General features: G+C 37.9%; 12 protein-coding genes. 2 read left to right on the plus strand and 10 right to left on the minus strand.

The genetic code is table 11. The features are described 5' to 3' along the window. The 10 genes from tuf to parE form a co-directional block, all read right to left on the minus strand. A partial coding sequence (gene tuf / locus A9G24_RS09450) for an elongation factor Tu (protein WP_065637586.1) occupies positions 1–1,038 on the minus strand: 1,038 nt, incomplete at its 3' end. 68 nt (positions 1,039–1,106) lie between these two features. Continuing rightward, positions 1,107–3,209 (minus strand): elongation factor G, encoded by a 2,103-nt coding sequence (gene fusA / locus A9G24_RS09455; protein WP_065638791.1) that lies wholly within the window; start codon positions 3,207–3,209, stop codon positions 1,107–1,109. Between the two features lie 114 nt (positions 3,210–3,323). Continuing rightward, entirely contained in the window at positions 3,324–3,794 is a 471-nt protein-coding gene (gene rpsG / locus A9G24_RS09460; protein WP_034915550.1) for a 30S ribosomal protein S7, read from the minus strand. Between the two features lie 99 nt (positions 3,795–3,893). Continuing rightward, the gene (gene rpsL / locus A9G24_RS09465; RefSeq protein WP_034883792.1) at positions 3,894–4,268 is read right to left on the minus strand and encodes a 30S ribosomal protein S12; all 375 of its coding nucleotides are present in this window, start codon (positions 4,266–4,268) and stop codon (positions 3,894–3,896) included. 298 nt (positions 4,269–4,566) lie between these two features. Beyond that, positions 4,567–5,877 (minus strand): NCS2 family permease, encoded by a 1,311-nt coding sequence (locus A9G24_RS09470; protein WP_065638792.1) that lies wholly within the window; start codon positions 5,875–5,877, stop codon positions 4,567–4,569. 195 nt (positions 5,878–6,072) lie between these two features. Continuing rightward, a complete protein-coding gene (locus A9G24_RS09475; RefSeq protein WP_065638793.1) occupies positions 6,073–7,647 on the minus strand; it encodes a TerC family protein in 1,575 nt (524 codons plus the stop codon). Positions 7,648–7,789: 142 nt separating this feature from the next. Beyond that, positions 7,790–9,235: a TrkH family potassium uptake protein gene (locus A9G24_RS09480; RefSeq protein WP_065638799.1), complete on the minus strand. Its 1,446-nt coding sequence runs from the start codon at positions 9,233–9,235 to the stop codon at positions 7,790–7,792. Between the two features lie 14 nt (positions 9,236–9,249). Continuing rightward, entirely contained in the window at positions 9,250–10,095 is an 846-nt protein-coding gene (djlA, locus tag A9G24_RS09485; RefSeq protein WP_065638794.1) for a co-chaperone DjlA, read from the minus strand. Position 10,096: 1 nt separating this feature from the next. Beyond that, on the minus strand, positions 10,097–12,325 hold the full coding sequence (parC, locus tag A9G24_RS09490; protein ID WP_065638795.1) for a DNA topoisomerase IV subunit A: 2,229 nt from the start codon (positions 12,323–12,325) through the stop codon (positions 10,097–10,099). Between the two features lie 27 nt (positions 12,326–12,352). Next, positions 12,353–14,242 (minus strand): DNA topoisomerase IV subunit B, encoded by a 1,890-nt coding sequence (gene parE, locus A9G24_RS09495; protein WP_065638796.1) that lies wholly within the window; start codon positions 14,240–14,242, stop codon positions 12,353–12,355. A 298-nt stretch (positions 14,243–14,540) separates the two neighbouring features. On the opposite strand from parE, the gene A9G24_RS09500 reads away from it, so the two are divergent. Both A9G24_RS09500 and A9G24_RS09505 read left to right on the plus strand, forming a co-directional pair. Beyond that, on the plus strand, positions 14,541–16,037 hold the full coding sequence (locus tag A9G24_RS09500; RefSeq protein ID WP_065638797.1) for a hypothetical protein: 1,497 nt from the start codon (positions 14,541–14,543) through the stop codon (positions 16,035–16,037). A gap of 534 nt (positions 16,038–16,571) precedes the next feature. Then, the gene (locus tag A9G24_RS09505; RefSeq protein WP_141673134.1) at positions 16,572–17,948 is read left to right on the plus strand and encodes a hypothetical protein; all 1,377 of its coding nucleotides are present in this window, start codon (positions 16,572–16,574) and stop codon (positions 17,946–17,948) included. Positions 17,949–18,344 lie beyond the last annotated feature (396 nt).

The raw sequence follows: 18,344 nt of genomic DNA on the forward strand, positions 1-18,344 counted from the left end.
TTCTGGTAATTCGATAGTACCTGTTACGTCAGTTGTACGGAAGTAGAACTGTGGACGGTAACCTTTAAAGAATGGTGTATGACGACCACCTTCATCTTTACTTAAGATATACACTTCTGATTCAAAATCAGTATGTGGTGTAATTGAACCTGGTTTTGCAAGTACTTGACCACGTTCGATTTCTTCACGTTTTGTACCACGTAGTAATACACCAACGTTTTCACCCGCACGACCTTCGTCAAGTAATTTACGGAACATTTCAACACCAGTACAAGTTGTTTTAGTTGTCGGTTTGATACCCACGATTTCAACTTCTTCACCAACTTTGATAACACCGCGTTCAACACGACCTGTGACCACTGTACCACGACCTGAAATTGAGAATACATCTTCAATTGGTAATAGGAATGGTTTGTCGATATCACGTTCTGGCTCTGGGATATAGCTGTCTAATGCTTCAGCTAATTCAACAATTTTGTCTTCCCATGCTGCTTCGCCTTCTAACGCTTTAAGCGCTGAACCACGAATAACTGGTGTGTCATCACCTGGGAAATCGTATTGAGATAGAAGTTCACGTACTTCCATTTCAACTAATTCTAATAACTCTTCATCATCAACCATATCACATTTGTTTAAGAATACGATGATGTAAGGAACACCTACTTGACGACCTAAAAGAATGTGCTCACGAGTTTGTGGCATAGGACCATCTGTTGCTGCTACGACTAAGATAGCACCGTCCATTTGTGCCGCACCAGTGATCATGTTTTTAACATAGTCAGCATGGCCCGGACAGTCTACGTGTGCGTAGTGGCGAGTTGGTGTATCGTATTCAACGTGTGAAGTATTGATGGTGATACCACGTGCTTTTTCTTCTGGTGCGTTATCGATTTGATCGAATGCACGAGCTTGACCGCCGTATTTTTTAGCAAGAACAGAAGTAATTGCAGCAGTTAAAGTTGTTTTACCATGGTCAACGTGGCCGATTGTACCAACGTTAACGTGGGGTTTTGTACGTTCAAATTTTTCTTTAGACATCTTAATGTTCCTTTATTAAATCACTTCCCCTATGTTATTAAGGGAAGTGTTACTTTATTTAGATAAAATTATTTTGCTTTACGAGCTTCAATAATTGCGGTTGCAATATTTGTTGGTGCTTCATTGTACTTCAAGAACTCCATTGAGTAAGAAGCACGACCTTGAGTTTGTGAACGAAGGTCTGTTGCATAACCAAACATTTCTGAAAGTGGAACTTGTGCTTTAACTGTTTTACCAGTTGCAGTATCTTCCATTCCTTCAATCATACCGCGACGACGGTTTAAATCACCGATAACATCACCCATATAATCTTCTGGAGTTTCAACTTCTACTTTCATAATCGGTTCTAAAAGCACTGGTTTAGCTTTCATGAAGCCATCTTTAAATGCCATTGAACCGGCAATTTTAAATGCCATTTCTGATGAGTCAACATCATGGTAAGAACCATCAAAGATAGTCACTTCAACATCAACAATTGGGTAACCAGCAAGAACACCGTTTTTCATTTGTTCTTGACAGCCTTTATCAACCGCAGGGATGTATTCTTTAGGAACCACACCACCAACAATTTCATTGTTGAATTTGTAGCCTTCGCCACCCGCTTCCAATGGTTTGATTTTTAACCATACATGACCATATTGACCACGACCACCAGACTGACGAACAAATTTACCTTCTTGTTCTACTTCATTGCGAATGGTTTCACGGTAAGCAACTTGTGGTTTACCAACATTTGCTTCCACTTTAAATTCACGTTTCATACGGTCAACGATGATTTCTAAGTGAAGCTCACCCATACCTGAAATAATAGTTTGACCCGATTCTTCATCAGTGTGAACACGGAATGAAGGGTCTTCTTGTGCTAGTCGACCTAAAGCAAGCCCCATTTTTTCTTGGTCAGCTTTGGTTTTTGGTTCAACAGCAACCGAAATTACTGGCTCTGGGAATTCCATTCTTTCAAGAATGATTGGTGCGCTTTCAGCACACAGTGTATCACCTGTAGTGACATCTTTAAGACCGATTGCAGCAGCAATGTCACCAGCGCGGACTTCTTTAATTTCTTCACGTTTGTTAGCGTGCATCTGAACGATACGACCAAAACGTTCTTTTTTATCTTTAACAGAGTTAAGAACAGTATCACCAGAATTAACCACACCAGAGTAAACACGGAAGAAGGTTAAGTTACCCACAAATGGGTCAGTTGCAATTTTGAATGCTAATGATGAGAATGGTTCATCATCACTTGAATGACGTTCTGCTGCTTCACCATTTTGTAATTCACCTTTGATTGCTGGTACATCAGTTGGTGCTGGTAAATATTCAATAACTGCATCAAGCATGAATTGAACACCTTTATTTTTAAAGGCACTACCACAAGTGACTAAGATGATTTCATTAGCAAGTACGCGTTCACGTAATGCTGCTTTCACTTCTTCTTCAGTTAACTCTTCACCACCAAGGTATTTTTCCATTAACTCTTCACTTGCTTCAGCAGCGGTTTCAATTAAGAAAGAACGCCATTCTTCGACCTCTTCAACCATATCTGCTGGTACATCTTCATAAGTGAATGTTACGCCTTGATCAGCATCATTCCAGTTGATGGCTTTACGTTTAAGTAAATCAACAACACCAGTAAATCCTTCTTCTGCACCGATTGGTAAAACTAAAGGAACAGGAACTGCTGCTAAACGAGTTTTGATTTGATCAACAACACGTAGGAAGTTAGCACCCATACGGTCCATTTTGTTGACAAATGCAATACGTGGAACTTTATATTTGTTTGCTTGACGCCATACAGTTTCAGATTGCGGTTGAACACCACCAACTGCACAGTAAACCATTACTGCACCATCAAGAACACGCATAGAACGTTCAACTTCGATTGTAAAGTCAACGTGTCCCGGGGTGTCGATGATGTTGATACGGTGTGGTTCGAACTGCTGCCCCATACCAGACCAGAATGCAGTTGTTGCAGCAGATGTGATAGTAATACCACGTTCTTGTTCTTGTTCCATCCAGTCCATGGTAGCTGCACCATCATGAACTTCACCAATTTTGTGACTTACACCAGTATAAAACAAAATACGTTCAGTCGTTGTTGTTTTACCTGCGTCAATATGTGCACTGATACCGATATTACGATAGCGTGCTATAGGGGTTGTACGAGCCATATTAATCCTCTGTTTAGAATCGTTTGCTTAATAAAACATCATTTTGGTTGACTGATAGCAAATAAGGGCTATCAGTCCTAATTCAAGTCACTTATATAAATACAAGTGCGAATATTACCAACGATAATGTGCAAACGCTCTATTAGCTTCAGCCATACGATGAACATCTTCGCGTTTTTTCACAGCGGTACCTTTGTTTTCAAAAGCATCCATAAGTTCATTCGCTAGGCGTAAAGCCATTGATTTATCGCCACGTTTACGTGCAGCATCTACAATCCAACGCATTGCAAGTGCATTACGACGAACTGGACGCACTTCAACAGGAACTTGGTATGTAGAACCACCAACGCGACGAGACTTAACTTCTACAGTTGGTCTTACGTTATCTAGTGCAACTTCAAAAGCTGCTAAGTGGTCTTTTCCACTACGCTCAGCTAATTTATCAAGAGCTGAATATACGATTGATTCTGCGATAGATTTTTTACCATCTATCATTAAAATATTTACAAATTTCGCCAGTAACTCTGAACCGAACTTCGGATCAGGAAGAATTTTTCTTTGACCGACAACATGACGACGTGGCATTGGAATACTCCGTTTATATGTTATAAATTTTCAGGTTTACCCAAAACTCAAATGAGTTAAATGGAATTGTATAGTTTGGCCTTACTTAACGGAGTTCCATTAAGCTTTAGGTCGTTTAACACCGTATTTAGAACGGCTTTGTTTGCGATCTTTAACACCTGCGCAGTCTAATGCACCGCGAACAGTGTGATAACGAACACCTGGTAAGTCTTTAACACGACCACCACGGATTAAAATTACACTATGTTCTTGTAGATTATGGCCTTCACCACCGATATAAGAAGTTACTTCAAAACCGTTGGTTAAACGTACACGACATACTTTACGTAATGCTGAGTTTGGTTTTTTCGGTGTAGTTGTGTAAACACGAGTACAAACACCGCGTTTTTGCGGGCATGCTTCAAGCGCAGGAACGTTACTTTTCGCTTCCTTTAGTGCTCTTGGTTTGCGTACCAGCTGATTAATTGTTGCCATTAATAAGCTCCTGATTAATTAAAATAAATTTAAAATTGCTTTTTAGATACGTAATTAATAACTGTAGACCAAAACCTATTTTATATAAGTTTTGGGTCGCAAGATTCTAGACCCCAGAAGAAATAATGTCAAGTTTTTGCGATCATTAAGTGCTTGTTCTTGAGTTTAATTATTGCAGAATAATGACGATATTTTTATGAGATAGGAGAGTTAATTTTAGGGGTGGAAATGGGTATTTGTATTTGCCATATGATATATTTCCCTCCCAACCATGAGTCACGATAGGGAGGAGATGTGATTAGTGATGATCAATAAAAATAAATTTTAAAGCGAATAGTAAAGCAAAAATAATTACGCAAGGATTTAATTGTTTAAATTTACTCGTAAAGGTTTTTAATACCACATAAGAGATAAAACCAAGCGCAACGCCTTCAGTAATAGCAAAGGCAAATGGCATCATGATTGCGGTAATAAAGGCTGGCGTCGCCTCTGTTAAGTCAGACCAGTTAACTTTAACTAAGCTTGAAACCATTAAGATCCCAACAAAGATAAGTGCGCCAGATGTTGCATAACTTGGTACTAAATGAGCAAGTGGCGATAAAAATGTCACGATTAAGAATAATAGACCCACTACAACCGCTGTTAACCCTGTGCGTCCCCCCACTGAAATACCGGCTGAACTTTCGATATAGGTTAACACTGATGATGTGCCAAATAATCCCCCTAAAGATGAACTAAAACTATCGATCAATAGCGCTTGGCGCATTTTGGGGAATCGACCTTTTTCGTCACTGATTCCAGCTTTATCAGTTAATGCTAAAATAGTGCCTGATGAATCAAATAGGCTGACAATCATCACAGAAAAAATAACCCCCATGATGCCGATATTAAGCGAGCCAGCTAGATCAACATGACCAACAACGTTAGTCACACTTGGTGGCATAGACACAATACCTTGGTAACTGATATTAGGATCAAGCCATAATGCCAGTAATGTTACGACTAAAATCGAAACTAATACGGCTGCATGAAAGTTACGAGCTGCTAAAATAACAATGATGAAAAAACCAAGCGATCCCAATAAAACTTTCAGCGATAAGATATTACCCATTGTTAAGAGTGTGGAAGGAGATGCAACCACAATCCCCATATTTTGAAAGCCCATAAAAGCAATAAATAGCCCAATACCGGCACTAATGCCTATGCGTAAACATTGTGGAATATGCTCAATTAACCAATGGCGCACTTTAAAAAGTGACAAAGCAAAAAAGGCTAAAGAGCCCCAAAATATGGCGCCCATGCCGACTTGCCAAGAGTAGCCCATTGCACCGCATATACCATAGGCGAAAAAGACATTAAGTCCCATCGCAGGCGCTAATGCAATCGGTAAATTGGCAAATAAACCCATTAGAATCGTCGCAAAGGCAGTAACCACACAGGTTAAAACAAAAACAGCAGAAGTATCCATGCCAGTTGCAGATAAGATGGATGGATTGACGAAGATGATATAAACCATTGTTAAAAAAGTGGTACAACCAGCGATAATTTCGGTACCGACAGTTGTTTTTTTCTCTTTCAGCTGAAATATTTTTTCAAATATTGAATTCATAAGTTAAGGCCTAATTTAGATTGATAAGCAAGAATAAAAGTTTATTGAGTGCTATCTATTTTTACCAAGAGGTAAAAATAAAAAAGATGAAGAGCTGTTACCCCACATCTTCAAATAAACAGAAATTTTACCGCTTTATTATTGCGAGTTATTTATTTTGGTCAAGCGTTATTCTAGTTATTTCGCTGCACTATACTATAACGTTACAGAATCAAGTTTGTTTAACGTGATTTTTACTTTAAGAATTCTGTGGCTTTCTATTTCGGTGACTTCAAATAGATAATTGCCAATTTGAATGGTTTCGCCAACATTGAGTAAATGCTGCGCTTTTTCCATTAACAGTCCTGCCAAGGTATGATATTCACGCTTATCATCAATCGGTATTGGTACAAAACGGATGAGTTCCTCAACCGGAATATAACCATTCGCAATCCAGCTATTATCATCTAGACATTGAATATCATGTTTTGCATCAATTTCCTCTTCTTCAGTTGGAAAATCGCCAGCAATGGTTTCAATAATGTCTGTCACCGAGACAACCCCTTGCATTGAACCAAATTCATCAACCACGAAAGCAAAATGAGTTTTAGCCTTTTTAAATTGTTCTAGTGCAACCAGTAACGATACCGTTTCTGGAAAGATTAAAGGTTGTTTGATAAGTGAGTGAATATCGATTGGTGCTTTACTTTGTAGCACATCTTTTAAAAGATCATTGACTTGAATAATACCTAAGGGCTCATCAATTGAATCATTATCGGTAACAACTAAACGTGAATGAGGATTATCAAAAATTTCTTTTATAATTGCGTCGCGATCGTCATTAATATTAACCATATCAACGTCAAGTCGAGATGTCATAATACTGCTGACTGAACGCTGTGCCAGTCCAAGTACTCGTTCAACCATACTGAGCTCTTGTTGATTAAATACGGACACTTTTTTGTTAGCATCAGAAACGATATCGATAGTGTGATTATCGGGATCTTCTTCGGCATCACCTTTTAATAGGTGTAAAATGGCTTCAGCAGTGCGTTCGCGTAATGGTTTTTTGTTTAATGCTTTTCGACGATTAAAAATAGCCAATTGATTGAAAAACTCAATCATGATTGAAAAGCCGATAGCCGCATATAAATAACCTTTTGGAATCATAAAATCAAAACCTTCGGCAACCAGACTAAAACCGATCATCAATAAAAAACTCAAACACAGGATAACAATAGTTGGATGAGCGTTGACAAAATTCGCCAGAGGTTTACTTGCAACCATCATAATACCTATTGCAATACATACCGCAATAATCATCACAGGAATATGTTCAACCATACCAACAGCAGTAATAACTGAGTCAAGTGAGAAGACGGCATCTAATACCACAATTTGCGCAACAACAGTCCAGAAATGAGACGTTTTTTTCGGTTTACCATCTTCATGAGATGAGCCTTCTAGGCGTTCATTGAGTTCCATGGTTGCTTTAAATAATAAAAATACCCCGCCGATTAACATAATCAGTTGGCGTGCATTAAAGTTGATTCCGAATATTGAAAATAGCGGTGTGGTGAGCGTAACTAACCATCCCGTAAACATTAACAATAAAACGCGTGTAATTAATGCGAAAGCGAGACCCGTAACGCGTGCTTTATCTCGTTGTTGGGGAGGAAGTTTCTCGGCAAGAATGGCAATAAAAACAATATTATCAATGCCAAGGACGATTTCAAGTACAACCAGAGTGGATAAGCCAATCCAAATTGTAGGATCCATGATCCATTCCATATGTCAGGTGATTACCTCTAATAAATACAGCACATGCTGCGTTATAATTCTGTCTGTAATTGAGCAAATAATCAATAAAATATTTATAAAAATTACGTATTTTGTCAAAAACTTTCAGGAAAGTATGTGTTTTAGTATAAAATCAGCTTCGCCAGAAAGTAGGCGTAAATAAAACCAATAGTGTAAAGATTTCCAACCGTCCAAATAACATATCGACAACCATTACCCACTTTACTATATCGCTAACTCTGGCAAAATTATCGCTCACACTACCAAGGCCGACCCCTAAATTATTCAGTGATGAGGCAACAATATAAAAAGAATCTGTAGTATCAATACCGGTTGCCATAATAGCAAATAAGCTGACTAAAAAGACTAGCGCATATGCAGAAAAGAATCCCCAAACAGCTTCAATAATACGTTCAGGAACCACGCGATTATTTAATTTTAAGGTATAGATAGCATTTGGATGAATTAAGCGCTTTAATTCACGCGACCCTTGCATAAACAAAAGGAGAACTCGAACTACTTTTAAGCCACCGCCAGTTGAACCGGCACAACCACCAATAAATGAAGCGCATAGTAAAAAAATCGGTAATGATGAAGGCCATGTGTTAATATCATCAACCGTAAATCCAACCGTTGCCGTTATTGATACAACTTGCAGTACTATCTTATCGATACTTAATTTTCGTTCTGGTTGATAAAAATAAATGCCAAACGCACAGATTGCAATTAAAACAGCTAAAATAAAAACAAAAGTTCTAAATTCTTGATCTCGCCAGTAAACTTTAATTGAAAATCCACTTAATGCGGCAAAATGAAGTGCGAAGTTACAACCCGATAAAATTAAAAAGAGGGTAACAATGTAATTGATTGTAGCGCTATTAAAGTAAGCAAGGTTATCGTCATGAGTTGAAAATCCCCCCATTGATATTGTCGAAAAGCTATGTGATACAGCATCAAATACATTCATGCCAGCCAGCCAAAGACAAATAGCGCAAAGTGTTGTCAGCAAAATATAAATTGACCAAAGTGTTTTTGCGGTTTCGGCTATGCGAGGACGCATTTTACTGTCTTTTTGTGGACCGGGTATTTCAGCGCGATAAAGTTGCATTCCCCCCACACCCAACAATGGTAAGATAGCGACAGCCAAGACAATAATCCCCATACCACCAAGCCATTGCAATAATTGGCGGTAAAAAAGTAGAGCTTTAGGTAGATGATCTAACTTAACAATTGTTGTGGCGCCCGTAGTGGTAAGGCTTGAGAACGATTCAAAAAAAGCATTGGTTAAATTTAAATTAATATGCGTATCAAAAATAAAAGGAAAGGCGCCAATTGTACCAAGCACAACCCAAAATAATACGACGATAAAAAAGCCTTCACGCGTGCTCAGTTCATGGCGATGGTGACGATTAGGTAGCCATAATAAACATCCTAATATCAATGCAGCAAAAAATGATCGAACAAAGATTGCACCAGCGCCGTCACGATAGATTAAGGCAATAAGAGCCGGTAGTAGCATAAATATCGATAACAGGGCAATTAATAGCCCAATAATGCGAAGGATTGATCGCCAATGCATCATAATGATAGTCTCTATTTAAAACCACGAGCTGTTTTGATAAGATCATAAGCAGCTTGAATTTCTTGTGCACGTTTTTTGGCAGCTTCCAACATTTCTTTCGGTAAACCTTTAGATACTAATTTATCTGGATGGTGTTCATTCATCAATTTACGATAAGCTCTTTTGATTTCTGAGATTTCAGCAGATGAATCAATACCCAAAATTCTGTAAGCATTTTGTAGATCTGATTGTGTTGATCGGCCTTGATAACCACCATAATGGTTACTACGTTGATATTGATTCCGCTGATTTTGTTGGTTGTTATAACTATTATGACGAAAATGGTAACTACCCATCATCATTTGAATATATATTGCCATTTGTTGACGTGGAATATTAAATTCTTCAGCTACAATAAAAAGAATTTGTTGCTCTTTTTCATCTAAAATTCCATCAACTAATGCCGCTTGGATCAATTGCTCACAAAAAATATTTAACACATTACGTCGGTAACGATATTGTGCATATAGCTCAGCTAAACGAGACCTAAGTGGATAGTCACTGGCTTTGCCTCGATTAAATGAGTCTTGTGCTAGTTTTCGACTATTTCGATCCAGTTGTAATCTGTTCATAAACTGGCTAGCCAGATTAATATCATCTTGAGTGACAACGCCTTTTGCTTTACTTAAATGACCAAGGACTTCAAAAACAACTGTTAAGTAAAGTTCTGGGTTTGCTTTGGTTTTTTGTTCGGTTAATTTATTACAAAATTTTTGATAAAGCATTGGACCAATAAATAACCCAATTATAAAACCCCACCCATTTTTTAGTACAAGGCTCAATACAAAGCCTGTGATAATGGCCCAAATAAGAGACATATTATTCGTTTACCTCAATTCGATCTATCTTTTGTAAACCGCGTGGCAAAGCATTTCCTTTACGCGCACGTTCTGCTCTAAATTTTTGCCAATCAGCAGGATTTAGCGTAAGTTTGCGTTTACCAACATATAAAGTTATTGATGTTTCTGATGTAATTAGTTTTATATAAGCAAGGCTATCATCAATCCCTGAAAGGGATATAATTTTATTACCTTTACCTTTGGTCAACTCGGGTAAATCCCGTACAGGGAAGATGAGCATTCGACCTGCTTGAGTAATAGACAGCAGTAAACTATCTTCAGATAGAATTTCCATAGGTGTGAGTATTTTTGCATTATTTGGCAAATTGATAACCGCCTTACCGTTACGGTTGCGAGCAACTAAATTACTAAATTGACAAATAAAACCATAACCCGCACTGGATGCGAGTAAGAATTTTTGATTATCATTTTGACACATCAGCACATGTTCAACCGTTGCGCCCGCAGGTAGCGCTAGTTTACCAGTTAAGGGTTCACCTTGGCTTCGGGCAGATGGTAAGGTATTTGGCTCTATAGCATAACTACGACCTGTTGAGTCGATAAAGATAACTGGCTGATTGCTTTTTCCTTTCGCGGCGGCTTTAAAGCTATCACCCGCTTTATAACTTAAACCTGTAGCATCAATGTCATGACCTTTAGCGGTTCTAACCCAGCCCATTTCAGACAAAATAACAGTAACAGGTTCGGATGGTGTTAACTCTTGTTCACTAATAGCTTTAGCTTCACTGCGCTCAACAATCGGTGAACGGCGCTTATCACCATATTTTTCAGCATCCTCTTTTAGCTCTTTTTTAATTAAATTACTCAGTTTTTTAGGCGAAGCTAACAAAGCTTGCAGATGATCACGCTCTTTTGCAAGCTCACTTTGTTCACCTTTAATACGTACTTCTTCAAGTTTGGCTAAATGACGGAGTTTTAACTCTAAAATCGCTTCGGCTTGAATATCAGTTAATGCAAAACGGCTAATTAATTCTTGTTTCGGTTCATCTTCGTTGCGAATAATTTCAATCACTTCATCAATATTTAAAAATGCAATCAATAAACCATCAAGGATATGTAGCCTTTTTAAAATTTTATCTAAACGATAATTTAAGCGACGAGTGACAGTGTTTTTACGATATTCGAGCCATTCAGAGAGAATTTCAACCAAACCTTTGACTGATGGGCGATTATCAAGCCCAATCATATTCATATTAACACGATAACTTTTTTCGAGATCGGTGGTTGCAAATAGATGATTCATCACTTGTTCTAAATCGACTCGATTTGAACGTGGCACAATCACTAAACGAGTTGGATTTTCGTGATCCGACTCATCGCGTAAATCTTCAATTAAAGGTAGCTTTTTAGCTCGCATTTGAGAAGCAATTTGTTCTAGGATTTTAGCGCCTGACACTTGATGAGGGAGATCTGTAATCACAATATCTCCATCCTCTTTTTTCCAAACCGCACGCATACGAATTGAGCCACGCCCTGTTTTATAGATTTTCGCGATATCATCAGGTGGCGTAATAATCTCAGCTTCGGTCGGAAAATCAGGCCCTTGTATGTGAGCCATTACTTCGCTTAAAGTTGCATTTGGATTGTCTGCCAGCATAATTGCCGCATTTGCCACCTCACGAATATTATGTGGAGGAATATCGGTTGCCATACCAACGGCAATACCCGTTGTACCATTTAATAAAATATTCGGTAGTCTGGCTGGCAACATTTTTGGCTCTTGTAAAGTACCATCAAAGTTTGGTGTATAATCAACCGTTCCTTGCCCTAACTCACCTAATAATAATTCAGCATATTTCGATAAGCGAGATTCGGTATAACGCATAGCGGCAAATGATTTAGGATCATCTGGCGCCCCCCAGTTACCTTGTCCATCAACTAATGGATAGCGATATGAAAATGGTTGTGCCATTAGTACCATAGCTTCATAACAGGCACTATCACCATGCGGATGATATTTACCAAGCACATCACCTACGGTACGTGCTGATTTTTTAAATTTTGCTTGCGCATTTAGACCTAGCTCTGACATGGCATAGACAATGCGTCGTTGCACGGGTTTAAGGCCGTCACCAATAAACGGTAGTGCGCGATCCATAATGACATACATTGAGTAGTTTAAATAGGCGCTTTCGGTAAAGGTACGTAGCGACTGGACTTCTACTCCGTCATGAGTTATCTCACTCATTATTGTTCCTCTAAATCATTCTGTTTATTAGACATTAAGTTCGACTTGATCGCCTTTTTCTTGTAGCCATTCTCGGCGATCTTCAGCGCGTTTTTTGGCAAGTAGCATATCCATTAGTGCCATGGTTTGTTCGGCATCATCAAGGGATAGCTGCACTAAACGGCGCGTATTGGGATCCATTGTTGTTTCGCGCAGCTGCAGCGGATTCATTTCCCCTAATCCTTTAAAACGCTGTACATTTGGTTTGCCTTTTTTACGTTTAAGCTGCTCTAAAATGCCTTCTTTTTCTTCTTCATCTAAGGCGTAATGGACTTCCTTACCCAGATCGATACGATAAAGTGGAGGCATAGCAACGAACACATGCCCATGCTCAACCATGGTACGAAAATGACGAACAAATAACGCACAAAGTAAGGTGGCAATATGTAATCCATCCGAGTCAGCATCGGCTAAAATACAAATTTTGCCATAACGTAATTGGCTTAAATCATTGCTATCAGGATCGATGCCTATTGCTACTGAAATATCATGAATTTCTTGTGATCCTAATACTTCGTCAGATGACACTTCCCAAGTATTTAAAATTTTACCTTTAAGCGGCATAATGGCTTGGGATTCACGATCTCTCGCTTGTTTGGCCGATCCACCCGCAGAATCCCCCTCCACTAAAAAAAGTTCAGTACGACTTAAATCTTGCGATGAACAATCAGCCAATTTACCCGGTAAAGCTGGACCACTGGTTAATTTTTTACGGATGACTTTTTTGGACGCTTTTAAGCGTTTTTGCGCACTAGAAATTACCATTTCAGCTAATAATTCGGCTATTTGCACATGTTGATTTAACCAAAGACTAAACGCATCTTTCACAATAGCCGACACAAATGCCGCACTTTGTCGCGATGACAAGCGCTCTTTGGTTTGACCTGCAAATTGAGGTTCTTGCATTTTAACCGAAATAACGTAGGCACAGCGTTCCCAAATATCATCGGCAGTTAATTTTAAGCCTCGCGGTAACAAATTGCGAAACTCACAAAACTCACGCATTGCGTCTAACAAGCCTTGACGTAAACCATTAACATGCGTACCACCTTGTACCGTTGGAATTAAGTTAACGTAACTTTCAGTCAATAGCTCTCCACCTTCGGGCATCCAAACTAGTGCCCACTCTACGGCTTCTGTTTCACCCATTTGGCTGCCAGTAAAAGGGATTGGTGGTAATAGTGAGTAACCACTGACAGATTCCATTAAATAATCTTTTAGGCCATCTTGATAACACCAGCGTTGTTCGGTTTTGTTGATTTTATCTTTAAAAACAATATCAAGACCAGGACAAAGCACGGCTTTGGCTTTAAGAAGATGAGTCAAACGTAGGACAGAAAATCGGGGAGAATCAAAATATTTTTCGTCTGGCCAAAAATGTACTTTGGTACCCGTATTACGTCGCCCACACGTACCAGTAACATGCAGATCCTCAACCTTATTGCCGTTTTCAAAAGCTATTTCGTACACTTGACCATCACGATGAACGGTCACATCAACGCGTTTAGATAACGCATTGACGACCGAAATACCCACACCATGCAAACCACCCGAAAATTGGTAATTCTTATTCGAAAATTTACCACCAGCATGTAAACGGCAAAGTAATAGCTCAATTGCAGGCACGCCTTCTTCCGGGTGAATATCAACAGGCATTCCTCGCCCATCATCAATGACTTCTAGTGAATTATCTTCATAAAGTGTGACTTTGATTTGACGAGCATGACCAGCGATGGCTTCGTCGACACTGTTATCAATAACTTCCTGCCCTAGATGGTTTGGGCGACTTGTGTCAGTATACATTCCTGGACGATGACGAACAGGATCTAGCCCTTTTAATACTTCAATATCAACGGCATTATAAGTGGATTGCGACATAATGTTTCTATATTACTCGAATAAATGACGGCTATTATACCAACCTTTGCACAATAAGACCAAGGTCAATGGTAAAGGCACTTTAACAAGTGACGAGAGCCGCTATTAATTAGGTAAGCTAAATAATACGATTTTTTAAGGAGGTAAGATAAAAATTTATTACTAAAAACACAAAATTGCTTATAATTCACCCCGATATTGATTGTTTATTAGCGTTTACTTAATGATTTTATTTTGAGTTTTTAATAAAAAAACCAAACATAAATAATAAAATCCGCATATGGAAAGGAAATGAATAATGTTAGAAATAGTCACTTACCTGTCGTGGCAAGTAAGCCACAATTATAAGCATTTAGTCGTTTTATTTTTCGTTTCAATATTTTGCCTTTTTTATTGGTATTATTGTAAAGCAAAACCTGTATTACATTATATTATACCGATTCTATTTTTCATGACATGCCATATTCATGATGCAGGTGCGTTATCGGCTACAACAGCAGATGTGATACATGGACATGCACCTTATCTTACTTTTGATGGTGGTGCAACCAAAAGCGATATTAAAGCGTTATTCGGCATCAAACTCCCTGATGGGCGTGAATATGTGCCAGAAGGTGGGGAGTCAAATCTATATCCAAATGCTAAAGTAGTCATAAATGAGTATGAACCAATTGAGTTGCCAAGCAATGCAAACACTTTTGATAGTATCCAAACACTAGTGCCTCTATCTGATTCAAGTATTGATTTAAACGATTTAATAGGTGGAAATGACTATTGGTCAGATGATGATGGCGATGGAAATGTCAGTATAACAGGTCGTCTAGAACTTGCTTGGTATGATGTAAATGATGAATATATTACAGATACTACAAGTAATTTTGATCCGTGCTCAGCCCCCTATCAGTTAGAACTTTACTTAACCAACCCTCAACTATCAACTCAATATGGCGTACCAAAGACAAGGAGCTTACCGGATGTTTGGCAAACTTACAGGTTTAAAGTGACAAATGAAGCACGTGTTTGTTATGCACAACCTCCGGATCTGTATGGTATGAGCGGTACAAACTGGAGCAGAGGTCTTGGCTTTCAGGTGAAAAATATTGATAACCCCGAGCAAAACTTTCCGACAACGGGGTCAAATGAACTTAGTTTCCGTTTAATGTTAGGCGGTATCACACCAAAGCAAGTCATTGATGCGAATGGTACAACAGTGTCAGCAGTAAGTGGTGGTCAATCTGTGACATTATTATTAAGTATAGAAACAGGTCTAGGATTGGATGACTATGATGAAGAGCTATTAAAGATAACATTAAAAGGTCCAAATAAAGATTCGAGTAACAAAAGTTTTAATCCCTCGTTATTTAAGCTTTACGCCGATGGTAGCCACAATAAATTACTTTATAGCTTTAAAATAGAACGCTGGTATATTGCCAATCCAGATGATTCTAATGATGGTTCTTATGCTGAAGCTCAAATATTCTGTAATAGTTTAGGTAACGATTATCGTATACCTAGTGTTGGGGACTATACCAATGCGAATAACTCTTCTTGGCAGTGGGGCGAGCCGGGACAAGAAAATGAAAGCCTCAGGCAACTAAGTTACAAAAGTGGCAACAAGTGGATAGGCGGTTTATTTAATGAATGGGGAGAATTTACCTACGATAACAATAGAAATGACCATTGGAGCGATGACCAATATTGGGCATTTGACGGCTATACAGTATCTCCGTATGGAGATATTGCCTCAAATAATAATATCTACACCTTCGCCATGGCTGCGTGTGTGACGCCTTAAAATAACGCTTGTTAGATTACCCGTTATTTAAATGGATTTCATATAGATAATCTCAATTTTTAATAAAGATTGGGATTATCTGGGTGGTATCTTATAAATAGATCTTTACAAATCTTAACCAAAAAAAAAAGCGTTTTTTCTTTAAACAACATTGTTTTTTGTTTAAAATTAGAACAGCATTACTGCTCAAAAGTGATGTTGTTAACATTAGCACCACAAAAACATTATTAGCAAATGGTTGAAAATAATTTAACTATTTATTTTTAATAATAAAAATAATCATAAACTATATAAAATAGAATAGGTAACGGTATAATGTCGTCTAATAACACTCTTCAACAACCAAAACATTCAATTTCTCAAATATTGTCGCTTTTTAATTATTTAAAACTTTTTTTCAATTATCAGTCACATTTATTTTATACTACATACAAACGTCATAGTTCATTTATAAAATTTTTCTCTTTACGTTTACCCCTATTTACTTGTATTTATCTTCTTTTATATGCTAATAATGCAATAGCCTTATCGGCAATGACAAATCAAGTCATACATGGTAGTGCACCGTATTTAACTTTGGATGGTGGAATTACGAAAACTGAGAGTTTAGAAGAATTGTTAGGTATAACGTTATCAAATAATAAAAGCTATATTCCACAGGGTGTAAGTAAGAGATTATATCCTAATGGTATAATAGATTTTTCAAGTGAAATCAACCCTATTGAGTTACCGAATAAAACTGACACGTTTGAGAGTGTGCAAACAATAGTACCTATGGCAAACTACCCACGCATTGACCTAGCTGAGTTGGTTGGGAAACCGTATAATTATGGAAAAGACGATGATGATGATGAACATTTGAGCGCAACAGGTAGCTTAACGATTAAGTGGCAAAATAGAAAAGGCGAAGATATTACTGCTGAGGTTAAAGCATACCCAAACAAGTTATTAAATATTTGTGACTCACCGTATAAAATCACATTAGCATCAACGCATGGCAATTTATCAACTCAGTATGGAATACCCAACACAAGTCCTCTTTTTGGTGCAAGTCATAGCTACTATATTAAGCCAAAGATAGATAATCCAATTGTTTGTTTTGCACAGCCAAATTTATACAAGCAAGCTGGTGATGAATTAGCAACCCATTGGGTTAGAAATAAAGGATTTACGGTACAGCCATTTACTAGACCAACTAACAACTTTCCAACAACGGGGGCAAACAAATTGTTTTTTTACTTATTGTTGGGAGGGATAACCCCAGAGCGAGTTATTGCAGTCAATGGTAAAACAGTGAGAGGGACAGGAACAGGCATAATATTGAAATTAAGTGAAGTCACAACCCAGAATTGGGATGGGCGGTATCCTGATATAGATAAGGCATTAAAGATAGAATTAATTGGACCAAATCAGTTATCGTTAAATACAAATTTTACACCATCAGAATTTAAGTTGTATTCTGATCGTATTGGTGGTCATTTACTTTATAACTTTAAAATAGAGCGTTGGTATATAGCTCGGCCGGGAGGAGTAAATTATACTAATGCTCAAAAATTTTGTCGTGACTTAGGTAATGGCTATCGGGTGCCGGATATTAATGATTATACCAACGCAATCCGGTCAGATACTGACTTTAGCTGGACAGGCGGTATTCCAGGAAGAGATATTAACCATTATCAAAGGCGTTTGAGTTACCGAGATGGTAATCGTTGGATTGGCGGGATATTTAACGAGTGGGGGTTCACCTTTAGTGGCATTAACAACTATCCCGGTACCGACTGGGATAACTACAATTATTGGGCATTCCAGTCAAGAGGTAACCATCAATACAACGTCGACTCGTACAACGGTCTTATCAACTATAACTACCCGTCCAACGCCAACGGTAGGGCGGCATGTGTGAAACCCTAAATAACATGTGTTAGACGTGCTTATTAAACGCATGTAATGTAGAAGATAATCTCAATTTTTAATAAAGATTGGGATTATCTGGGTGGTATCTTATAAATAGATCTTTACAAATCTTAACCCAAAAAAAGCGTTTTTTCTTTAAACAACATTGTTTATTATTTAAAATTAGAACAGCATTACTGCTCAAAAGTGATGTTGTTAACATTAGCACCACAAAAACATTATTAGCAAATGGTTGAAAATAATTTAACTATTTATTTTTAATAATAAAAATAATCATAAACTATATAAAATAGAATAGGTAACGGTATAATGTCGTCTAATAACACTCTTCAACAACCAAAACATTCAATTTCTCAAATATTGTCGCTTTTTAATTATTTAAAACTTTTTTTC

It is taken from the genome of Gilliamella sp. App6-5 (genome assembly GCF_001690525.1).
Lineage (GTDB): Bacteria > Pseudomonadota > Gammaproteobacteria > Enterobacterales > Orbaceae > Gilliamella > Gilliamella apicola_H.

Coding starts and splice junctions, on each gene's coding strand:
- fusA (WP_065638791.1), bottom strand. CDS start 3,209: ATGGCTCGTACAACCCCTATAGCACGCTATCGTAATATCGGTATCAGT.
- rpsG (WP_034915550.1), bottom strand. CDS start 3,794: ATGCCACGTCGTCATGTTGTCGGTCAAAGAAAAATTCTTCCTGATCCG.
- rpsL (WP_034883792.1), bottom strand. CDS start 4,268: ATGGCAACAATTAATCAGCTGGTACGCAAACCAAGAGCACTAAAGGAA.
- A9G24_RS09470 (WP_065638792.1), bottom strand. CDS start 5,877: ATGAATTCAATATTTGAAAAAATATTTCAGCTGAAAGAGAAAAAAACA.
- A9G24_RS09475 (WP_065638793.1), bottom strand. CDS start 7,647: ATGGAATGGATCATGGATCCTACAATTTGGATTGGCTTATCCACTCTG.
- A9G24_RS09480 (WP_065638799.1), bottom strand. CDS start 9,235: ATGCATTGGCGATCAATCCTTCGCATTATTGGGCTATTAATTGCCCTG.
- djlA (WP_065638794.1), bottom strand. CDS start 10,095: ATGTCTCTTATTTGGGCCATTATCACAGGCTTTGTATTGAGCCTTGTA.
- parC (WP_065638795.1), bottom strand. CDS start 12,325: ATGAGTGAGATAACTCATGACGGAGTAGAAGTCCAGTCGCTACGTACC.
- parE (WP_065638796.1), bottom strand. CDS start 14,242: ATGTCGCAATCCACTTATAATGCCGTTGATATTGAAGTATTAAAAGGG.
- A9G24_RS09500 (WP_065638797.1), top strand. CDS start 14,541: ATGTTAGAAATAGTCACTTACCTGTCGTGGCAAGTAAGCCACAATTAT.
- A9G24_RS09505 (WP_141673134.1), top strand. CDS start 16,572: ATGACAAATCAAGTCATACATGGTAGTGCACCGTATTTAACTTTGGAT.